Genomic DNA, 10,128 nt, shown 5'->3' on the forward strand with positions numbered 1-10,128 from the left:
TTAGGGTTTAAAACGCCCAATCAGGTGTTCTATAATATAATTTAGCGTTGCACTTGGTGTGTTAATCTAAGTCATTATTTTTAAATTTTACTGGTCGAAAGAATCGTGGTTAATATAAATCACGCCTTGTACTCGACAGCAGCAGGGCAGGATTTCATCTTCCTCAATCATGGCAAGCGGCGCAAACGGATAATCAATGACATGCGAGCTGGCAACGCGCTTGATTCGGCAACTGCCACAGTAGCCTTCCTTACATTGATAGTTGATATCATGTCCGGTACGTAGTAGTCCATCAAGCAGACTTTCGTCGTCATGCAAGTAAAATTGCTGCTTACTCGTCATTACCCAAGTCATGGCTTTATCCTATCCTTTTAAAGTAAGGTCAACCCTAAATAAAATAAGCTCAAGTATTATCACGCGCTACTGGAACAAGTTTTACTTGCTTGCTGTGCCTGTATCTGCGCAGACAGAGGCGGCGTAAAACTTATCCCAGTAGCACTGCATTCATTCTATGGTAGTTCGACTATATTAAAAGCTCAGTTTTAAAAAAACTGTTTTCTAAAGCTCTATAACTCAAAGTCATCAAAATCACTGTCTGATAAATCTGAATCAATTTGACCAACCAAGTACGAGCTGATTTCCGTCTCTTGCGGCGCAACTTGCACATTATCAGATGACAACCATGTGTTGATCCATGGAATGGGGTTTGATTTAGAGTTCGGGAATGCCACAGGCAAGCCAACGGCTTCCATACGCAAGTTGGTGATAAATTCGATATATTGGCAAAGAATGTCTTTATTGAGACCAATCATCGAACCGTCTTTGAATAAATAGCCCGCCCATTCTTTTTCTTGTTCAGCCGCCTTACGGAATATCTCGATACTTTCATCGAAACACTCATTGGCAATCTCGACCATCTCAGGATCGTCACGGCCATTACGCATCAGGTTGAGCATATGCTGGGTGCCAGTCAGATGTAGCGCCTCGTCACGAGCAATCAGCTTAATGATTTTGGCATTACCTTCCATCAGTTTGCGCTCAGCAAAGGCAAACGAGCAGGCGAATGATACATAAAAACGAATGGCTTCTAAGACGTTAACTGCCATCAAGCACAAATACAGCTGTTTTTTCAGTGATTTTAAACTAACGGTCACTTCTTTGCCATTGATGGTATGCGTGCCAGCACCGTGCATATTGTAAAGCTGTGAATCAAAGTACAAGTCATCATAGTACTTGGCGATATCAGAGGCGCGCTCTAAAATGTGCTCGTTTTGCATGATGTCATCAAACACGATACCTGGGTCATTGACGATATTACGAATGATATGGGTGTAGCTGCGCGAGTGAATGGTCTCAGAAAACGTCCACGTCTCAATCCACGTCTCAAGCTCAGGAATAGACACCAGTGGTAATAGCACCACGTTTGGACTACGACCTTGGATAGAGTCGAGCAGGGTCTGATATTTTAAATTACTGATAAAAATATGTTGTTCATGTGACGATAGGTTGCCGTAATCGATGCGGTCTTTTGATACATCGACCTCTTCTGGACGCCAAAAGAATGACAGCTGCTTTTCAATCAACTGCTCAAAGATAGGGTGTTTTTGCTGGTCGTAACGAGCGACGTTGACTGGATTACCGAAAAACATCGGCTCTTTTAGCGCGTCGTTTGGCGTTTGGGAAAAAATCGAGTAAGTCATAGTGCTACCTTTATAAGTGTTACAGTTATAAATCTAAATGATTGAAAATAATGTTTTAGATATATGATTAAAACTAGGTTATAGGCTTTTGGTTGCCAGTTCTATATTACATGTTCTCTAAAGATATCTGTGTCGGCTCTTGTCCATCATTCATATAGGCTTTGAATATTTCGCTGAGCTCACTATCATCCAATCCTTCCAGCTCATCGATAGCGCTCTTACGCAGCGTACTTAAATCAACATCTTCTGGTGCTGTTTTTACCTCTTTCTTCGGCTGCTTCTTTACTGGTTTTTTCGGTGCTTTGGCAACGTCCTTTTTTGGTGTTTCTAGCTTTGATGCTGCGCTTGCACTTAATTGCTGACGTACCTCTTCGATGTCCACTTCTACTTGTACGATATGCGAGCCACCATCGTTTAGGTCTGAAAATACGTTAGGAATAAACAAACCACCGTCTTTGATGATTGCGGTATATTGCACATGACCTCCGTCATTTTTATTCTGTCTGTGTTTCGATTATGGTTGGCGTGTCGCCAGACTATCATATATTTTGTTGTTTTCTCTTTTGCCTACTGCGAGCACATAAACCACGACGACGTCATCTTTGACGGTATATACCAGTCGATAGCCTATGGTGCGTAGTTTGATTTTATAGGCATCTTTATGTCCTGAGAGTTTTGAAGCAGGAACACGCGGGTTTGCTAGCCGCTGCTGTAATTTTTTCTTAAACTGCTGCTGAATACTGGGCGCTAGCTTTTTCCATTCTTTTAACGCTAAAGGATGAAACTCAAGATTATAAGTCATCCAAACTTACCTTTATAGGTACTTGCCCGTCATTCATTCGTGCGCTAACCGTTTGGCTTAATGCCATATCGTCCATCGCTTCCATCATGCGCTCGAAGACGTCTGTTGAGACTAAGTAAGCCACAGGTTTATTGTGGTTCAAAATAGCAATAGACTCACCATCTGACTGTTTAATCAGGGCTGAAGGGTTGGTCTTTAACTCTGAGATACTGGCTGTCTGGGTCGCAAATATTGGTTGCATGATGCATTCTCCGCTAATATTATGCTCTAAATGTAGGTCTAATATTAGCACGAAAATTAGGTCTTATTTGTTAATCTATTTATTTAAAAAACTGTGAGTAGGTTGGTGTCGAGGAATGAAACCCAACGAATTATTTAATTAAAATGTTGGGTATCGTAAACTCTATCAAACCTGTACTTTCTAGTTGATATTTCTTGGATTTAAAGTTTCAGGAAATAAGTCGTCAATAGAGCCTTTTTTAGGATAGGCTTTATTGATCGAATACATAAGTTCCTCCCAAGTATCAGCTACTCGCATTAAACCAATGATGCTATGTAAATGCATTTCAAGTGCCTTTCTGCCTTGATTTTCTGATAAATGCTGATGATCTCTATGTTTTGTAGTACCTTTCTCATCTCTTGAATTTAGCTTTTTAAGCTCATCGACTAATCCTGCTGCCATACGACCATATACAATATCATTAGTGTATTTACCAACAACACCTGGTCTATTGAACGTGCTCCATTTCCAATTCTTTAGCCTAAAGATTTGCTCATAATATTCATCTGGAAATGTCTTAGTCCATGCAATAAGATCTTTACTTATATATTCGTTAAGAATTGCCTGCAAAGCTTCTGCTTTACGAATATTTTGATAACCAGTAGCTTCATCCACCAAGGCAATAATGCCAACTTTGGCTAATGATCTAATAATTATCGACGCTTGTATAACTGTTTCTTTCTGGTTTTTATGAATCACTGTTCCAGCTTCGTCTGCTAGTATATAAAGTTCACAGACCAATGGAATAATTATTGCATCAAAACCTTGAAAGCTTTTGCCATTTTCGGCCTGATAGGATATTTTTTCTTTTACATTATTAAGTTCACTAGACACATATGGTTGTAGGTTTTTAGCATCCATAAAAGAAGGTGTATCTGGTAATCGTGCATTACCTCTACTTTCTCTACCTAATGCTTTAAATACATCTGAATGTTTAATTATTCGTCTACCATCATTAAGAACAGCACACTCTAACTCAACATCAGCAATCTTCATTGTGCCTGTATATTCTGAAACTAGCATAAAAAATCCTTTTCATATTAGCTGATATAGTAGCAAACAGCGGGCTTAACCCAAAAGCCAAACCCGCCATCCGTCAGAAATTCTATTTAAAGAATTTCTCTTGCGAACCTTGAGGAGGGACAAAGCGAAGCACTGCTTCGTCCCGACGCAAGAGAAAATTTATAATTTTCTGGCAATGCAATTTTTTAACGGTTCTCAAATCTTACAAGCACCGCCAGCACAATCATCTTCCATATCCGCTTGGGCATCATTCGCACCATCACGGGTATTGTGATAATACAAAGTCTTCACGCCAAGTTTATAAGCGGTCAACAAGTCTTTTAGCAACGTTTTCATCGGTACACGCTGACCATCAAAGCGTGTTGGGTCATAGTTGGTATTGGCAGAGATACTTTGATCGACGAACTTCTGCATGATAGCGACCAGCTTTAGGTAACCGTCATTGTTCGGCATTTGCCATAGTAGCTCGTACTGATCTTTTAGCTTATCAATCTCAGGCACGACTTGCTTTAGGATGCCATCTTTTGACGCTTTGATAGACACCAGACCGCGTGGTGGCTCGATACCATTAGTCGCATTGGCAATCTGACTAGACGTCTCAGACGGCATCAAAGCGGTTAGGGTAGAGTTGCGCAGACCGTGTTCGGTAATCTCGCCACGTAGCGTTTCCCAATCGAGATGTAGCGGCTCTTGGCAGATTTTATCCAAGTCTTTTTTGTAGGTATCAATCGGTAAAATACCTTGCGAGTACGTCGTCTCATTAAAGGCAGGACACGCGCCTTGCTCTTTGGCCAATTTATTTGAGGCTTTTAAGAGGTAATACTGTAGCGCTTCGAAGGTTTGATGGGTTAGACCAAGCGCTGAGTCATCAGAATAGCGTGCGCCATTTTTCGCTAGGTAATAGGCGTAGTTAATCACACCAACGCCTAAGGTACGGCGACGCATGCTGCCATTTTCGGCCGCTTTGACTGGATAGTCTTGATAGTCGAGTAGGGCATCAAGGGCGCGGACGATTAGCTCGGCTGGCTCTTCGATATCGCTGACGTTTTCAACTTTACCCAAGTTCACCGCTGATAGCGTACAAAGGGCGATTTCGCCTTCTTCATCATTGATGTTATCAAGTGGCTTGGTTGGTAGCGCGATTTCCATACATAGGTTTGACTGACGAATCGGCGCAACGGTCGCATCAAATGGGCTATGGGTGTTGCAATGATCGACGTTTTGGATATAGATACGACCAGTGCTGGCGCGCTCTTGCATCATCAGACTAAACAAATCTGCTGCTGGGATTTGACGGCTGCGAATGCTCGGGTCATTTTCGTATTTGGTGTATAGCTCTTCGAACTTGTCTTGATCTTCAAAGAACGCGTCATACAAACCAGGGGTATCACCTGGAGAGAATATGGAGATATCTTGACCCTTGATGAGGCGGGTATACATGGTTTTATTTAACTGTACGCCATAATCCATATGACGCACGCGGTTGTCTTCGACGCCGCGGTTGTTTTTGAGTACCAATAACGACTCAACTTCTAAATGCCATAATGGGTAAAATAACGTCGCTGCACCGCCACGTACGCCGCCTTGTGAGCAGCATTTAACCGCTGTTTGGAACAGTTTATAGAATGGAATACAACCAGTATGCTGGGCTTCACCGCCACGAATCGGGCTACCAAGGGCACGAATACGACCGGCATTGATGCCGATACCGGCACGTTGTGACACATAGCGTACGATGGCGCTGGTGGTGGCGTTGATTGAGTCTAAGCTATCACCACATTCGATTAAGACGCACGAGCTAAACTGGCGCGATGGGGTGCGCACACCAGACATGATAGGCGTTGGTAGCGAGATTTTAAATTGTGAGGTCGCATCATAGAAGCGTTTAACGTAGCTCATACGCTCAGATTTGTCATAGTTAGCAAACAGACACATACCAACCAGCATATATAAGAACTGCGGGCTTTCATAAACCGTTTTGCTGACGCGGTCTTGCACAAGGTATTTACCCGCCATTTGCTCAACAGCAGCATAAGCAAGATTCATATCGCGCCAGTGGTCAAGATATTCTTCTAATTCATCAAATTCCGCACGGCTATAGTCAGCTAGGATATGCTGATCGTATTTACCGGCATCAGTTAGCTTTTTAACATGGTCATACAAGTGAGGAGGGGTGAATTTATTATAAGCAATCTTACGCAAATGGAAGATGGCCAAACGCGCGGCTAAATACTGATAGTCAGGCGTGGTTTCAGAGATAAGATCAGCGGCAGACTTGATGATGGTCTCGTGAATATCGCGAGTTTTGATGCCTTCATAAAACTGAATGTGCGACTTTAGCTCAACTTGTGATACCGACACATTATCTAAATCATGAGCAGCCCACTCGATAACCTTGTGAATCTTATCTAAATCAATAGGCTCTAAACGTCCATCACGTTTGGTTACTTGGATTTTATCGATATGTGTCATGCTGACCTCGTAAGTTGATTGCTGGGCAATTAATTTATAATGATGCTTATAGTGTTACTTATAGTAATGCGGCGCGGTTAATACCGGCGGGCATTCTTTATCACGCTATCTTTATTACGCTATAACATCCTGTCACGGCAGAGTGTTTTTTTAGGCAAAACGATGCCATTGCTCATAGTGAGGGTTTAAATCACTGAGCACTACATATAGCGTATTTGTTAGTAGGTGGACACAATATAGCGGGAAAATTTTGAAAATGCTATATTGATTTTAGCGGCAAACTATGTTGATGAGAGGGTAAAGCGTGTCCAAATTTTAGCAAAGGACGATGGGATAAGGGTTAGACGCCAATAAGAAAAATAATAAAAGTTTTGTAAAAAATGGCGCGAATTTACTTTTTATTGTCGGCTAAATTAACGAGCGCAAATCTGCTGAATGGCGCGCATATTTCGGGTGGTGATTGTACCCCAGCCAATAGAAAATCGCCACCCATATGAGTGACGATTCGGACGAAAAACGGACTGGTTTTTCTTAAATTGATAAAACTATGATTAGACGACCATGCGTACCGTTTTTGCATTATCAAGTGATGCATAAAGCGTGTTCACTTGCTCAACGGTGGTCAAGTATAAATTGGCACGCACCGAATGGAAGCGTCCTGTTTTTGACGGTTTAACTTCCATAGACGCCAAATCAAACTCTGGAAACTGGCTACCAAGGATAAGCTTCACTTCATTGAGTAAGCTATCGTGCTCGCCTTCATGACCGATGATGCTAAGTGGGTAGTTCATTGGGAACTGCCACAGCTCAGGATTTTGTACGTCGGTTTTTTTACCTTTTAAGATACCGTCATTGGCGACCAGCTCAGTGACTTTGACTTCTCTTTTAGGCGTTTGATTTGGGTTAGTGGTGTCTTTTGGATCATCAGTCATGATGTTGTCCTTATCTTTGTGAAAATATGAGCTTATGGGTTATGCCGATAAGCGCTTTATGCACCATTTATAAGGCCACTCATCATATTATTCAAGGGTCAGCCAACGATAACTCATATTAAAATCGTTATTTTTTATAACCCCAGTTCAGGATAAGCCACATTGTAACTCATTGATACTATTTACAATGTCGCTACCTGTCCCTGCTGAGGCATGTTTTTGATGGTGGGTTTATACGGAAACCAGCAATAAGCAATCAAACCCGACAGCAAGTTTGTGATAAACCCCGTGACACTACGATGGCGTGAGTGTTCGATTTGGCACAAGTTTTTAAGCTCTCCAAACACCGTTTCAACCAAAGAGCGATGATTGAGTAGTGCCTCATCCATAGGCTCAAGTAATTGGGGTTTCATATTACGCCGAAGTTTCGTTATCAGCCTAGTATCACTGTGTTTTGTGAGCCACGCGTTTAGTGCTTTACTGATGTAGCCTCTATCACCGAATAGTTTTCCAAATAAAGACGTTGCCATATCCTTAACTGGCGCTCTATCATCCGTATTACCCGCAGTGACTTTAACAGATACAAGCTCGCCCTTATGATTGATAATGGCGTGCAGCTTAAAGCCATAGAACCAGCCCATGCTGCTTTTGCCTCGGGTTGCAAGTCCTTCAAAGACTTTATGACGGTAGATACGCTTGTTATGACAAACTGCTATCTTGGTTGAATCAATATAGCTGATACCCGTACAGTCACCCATTATGCTTTGCAAGTAGCTGCACAGTGGCATGATACTGCGCGGCACTAGCTCTATAAATCGCGAGTAGCTCGGCAGATTTGGAAACTCCCGTTTCATCATGCCAAGCATGTGATGGTAGTAAAACGCCTTAAACTGTCGATACCGCAGTTGATGAAACAGTACCAAGATGGTCATAATCTCTGCTACACTTATCTGGCATGCTCTTAGCCGTTGACGGCCCGTTGCGATTAAATGAGAGTCAAACTCAGGTTTGAATTGCTGATAAAAGTCGTCAATATGGCAGTATAGTTCGGTTAGGTTGTCCATGTAAGAAGTCCTTTTTGCTTAAGTGGTCTTGGTAAACTTACTTTAGCAACTTCGGGCTTCTTTTTTTATCTTTTCTTTGAGCCCTTATCCCGAACTGGGGTTTTTATAACCACATACCGCCACATAATCGCCGCGATCGTAGCCTTCGATGACCTCTTGTACCTTGTCATTGGCATACATAGGATGGGTCAATAAAGTCTGCGCATATTCGAAATCGACAAAACCATTGGCTTGCATTAATTCGATTTTCTCATCAGAGGTACGCCAGTTTGCTGACTTCACCAGCTCAATAGGATAAGGGTCAGCAGGGGAGATGTGTTCGAGTAATGGATGTTCCCACGTATCTACCGCGCTCGCTAAATTGTATAAGCTGGCAAAGCCGCTTTCTTTTGGCACATCAATCAGGATAAGTTTGCCGCCAGTCTTTAGAGCATCAAAGGCCTTTTTGATACAGACATCCAAATCCCTGATATAGCTGACGCTGCCATTAAACATAATAATATCAAATTTATTAGGCGCAATCTCGCAGGTTTCGGCAGAGCTGATATCTACTTGCAAGCCGCGTTTCTCAGCGACTTCAGCCATGTCTTTCGATGGCTCGATACCATGCGTGATATGAATGCCGTAATCTTTGGCTAACAGGGATTCGAAAAGACCACTACCACAGCCGATAGACAATATTTCGCTATCTTTATCTAAGAAGTGAGCGACCAGTTTGAGCTCACTGGTCAGTAAGTTTTGGTTGTCAAAAAACCAGCTGTCGTACGCGCTTGCGTGTTCATCGAATGCTGCCATGATGTTTCTCCTTGTTGATCATTATTATTGGTCATTGTTTTTGATTTTAGAGGGCTTTTTTAGAATCAAGCTAGATTGAGTATAAGTTAAGACAAATCTAACGCCTGCTGCCAAAAATTAACTTCCATACGTGCGGCGGTGTTAAATAACCGTTGGAACTTGTCTGCTTGAGCAGGGCTGGCATCGGCTAATAGCGTATTAATCTGTGCTTCGTTCTGCGCGGTAATTACTTGGAACTCATCGCTAGAAAACACGTCAATCCATGGTTGATAAGGGTTGTTATCGATAAAACCCTCATCTTTGATACATCTGCCAATTTCTCCATAGCCCATTAAGCAAGGCGCAATAGCGGCATACAGTTCGGCCAGCGAGCCTGACATAGCCGCGTCTAATATATAGCGACTATAGGCGATGGTGACGGCAGATTCAGGGGCGTTTTCTACTTGTTCAAGTGGTATATTCCACTGACGACAGAAGTCCAAGTACATGGCGATTTCCATATCGAGCATGGCATTGATACCTGCTTGACCGACGCGCATTTGTGCCAGTGTGTCACTCTTATACACGCTCAGCGCCATCACGCGGGTATAGTGAATTAAGTATAAATAGTCTTGCACAAGGTAGTGGCGAAAGCTGTCAGGGGCGAGTGTGCCAGCGGTCAGCTGTTTGACAAAGTCGTGCTGAATGTAATCATCCCATGTGGGGCAATTGTGACGTAGCGTTTGGTAATCCATAGTTTTCACTTACTGTTATAAAATGCAAGCAAGCAAATGGCAGGAAACGAGAATTGATAAGGCACAAAAAATTTGCCCGTCTAGGTTTAATAGATTGGCAAAATATGAAGTAAATGTGACTTATATATCGACACGCTTGTTTCCTACGTCAGTGCTAACTGCATCAGGTTCGCGGGTAACTCTCAGCCATGATTTTGATTGTAGTTAAAGCGTCAAAATCAAAGCACCCCGACAAGGTTTGTTTTTTAATAATAAATATAAAATTTAAATATAGGGGCTGTATAGAATTCAAATCAGCGGCAGCCAGATAAAGACACAAGCGAGAA

11 protein-coding genes and 1 riboswitch are annotated in these 10,128 nt (G+C 42.4%); all 11 genes read right to left on the minus strand.

Going from position 1 to position 10,128, the window contains the following annotated elements; translation table 11 throughout:
• Positions 1 to 87: 87 nt before the first annotated feature.
• Positions 88 to 354 carry a class I ribonucleotide reductase maintenance protein YfaE gene (gene yfaE, locus EI162_RS12020; protein WP_192524579.1) on the minus strand — a complete coding sequence of 89 codons (267 nt, stop codon included), beginning with the start codon at positions 352 to 354 and terminating at the stop codon, positions 88 to 90.
• A gap of 212 nt (positions 355 to 566) precedes the next feature.
• A complete protein-coding gene (nrdB, locus tag EI162_RS12025) occupies positions 567 to 1,700 on the minus strand; it encodes a class Ia ribonucleoside-diphosphate reductase subunit beta (protein ID WP_192524580.1) in 1,134 nt (377 codons plus the stop codon).
• Between the two features lie 106 nt (positions 1,701 to 1,806).
• The gene (locus EI162_RS12030; protein ID WP_192524581.1) at positions 1,807 to 2,178 is read right to left on the minus strand and encodes a hypothetical protein; all 372 of its coding nucleotides are present in this window, start codon (positions 2,176 to 2,178) and stop codon (positions 1,807 to 1,809) included.
• Positions 2,179 to 2,214: 36 nt separating this feature from the next.
• Positions 2,215 to 2,502 carry a type II toxin-antitoxin system RelE family toxin gene (locus tag EI162_RS12035; protein ID WP_192524582.1) on the minus strand — a complete coding sequence of 96 codons (288 nt, stop codon included), beginning with the start codon at positions 2,500 to 2,502 and terminating at the stop codon, positions 2,215 to 2,217.
• Positions 2,492 to 2,743: a type II toxin-antitoxin system Phd/YefM family antitoxin gene (locus tag EI162_RS12040; RefSeq protein WP_192524583.1), complete on the minus strand. Its 252-nt coding sequence runs from the start codon at positions 2,741 to 2,743 to the stop codon at positions 2,492 to 2,494. Before EI162_RS12040 ends, EI162_RS12035 begins: the two co-directional genes overlap by 11 nt.
• Positions 2,744 to 2,923: 180 nt before the next feature.
• Positions 2,924 to 3,805, minus strand: a complete 882-nt coding sequence (locus EI162_RS12045) for a P63C domain-containing protein (protein ID WP_192524584.1) — start codon at positions 3,803 to 3,805, stop codon at positions 2,924 to 2,926.
• Positions 3,806 to 4,000: 195 nt separating this feature from the next.
• Positions 4,001 to 6,277: a class 1a ribonucleoside-diphosphate reductase subunit alpha gene (nrdA, locus tag EI162_RS12050; RefSeq protein ID WP_192524585.1), complete on the minus strand. Its 2,277-nt coding sequence runs from the start codon at positions 6,275 to 6,277 to the stop codon at positions 4,001 to 4,003.
• 551 nt (positions 6,278 to 6,828) lie between these two features.
• On the minus strand, positions 6,829 to 7,209 hold the full coding sequence (locus EI162_RS12055) for a YbeD family protein (protein ID WP_192524586.1): 381 nt from the start codon (positions 7,207 to 7,209) through the stop codon (positions 6,829 to 6,831).
• A 182-nt stretch (positions 7,210 to 7,391) separates the two neighbouring features.
• The gene (locus EI162_RS12060) at positions 7,392 to 8,273 is read right to left on the minus strand and encodes an IS982 family transposase (RefSeq protein ID WP_192524587.1); all 882 of its coding nucleotides are present in this window, start codon (positions 8,271 to 8,273) and stop codon (positions 7,392 to 7,394) included.
• Between the two features lie 84 nt (positions 8,274 to 8,357).
• Entirely contained in the window at positions 8,358 to 9,068 is a 711-nt protein-coding gene (locus EI162_RS12065; protein WP_192524588.1) for a class I SAM-dependent DNA methyltransferase, read from the minus strand.
• Positions 9,069 to 9,154: 86 nt separating this feature from the next.
• Positions 9,155 to 9,802, minus strand: a complete 648-nt coding sequence (gene tenA, locus EI162_RS12070; protein WP_192524589.1) for a thiaminase II — start codon at positions 9,800 to 9,802, stop codon at positions 9,155 to 9,157.
• 123 nt (positions 9,803 to 9,925) lie between these two features.
• A riboswitch (TPP riboswitch) is annotated at positions 9,926 to 10,043 on the minus strand.
• Positions 10,044 to 10,128: the final 85 nt, after the last annotated feature.

The sequence above is a fragment of the Psychrobacter sp. FME6 genome, from assembly GCF_014861365.1.
Taxonomy (GTDB): domain Bacteria; phylum Pseudomonadota; class Gammaproteobacteria; order Pseudomonadales; family Moraxellaceae; genus Psychrobacter.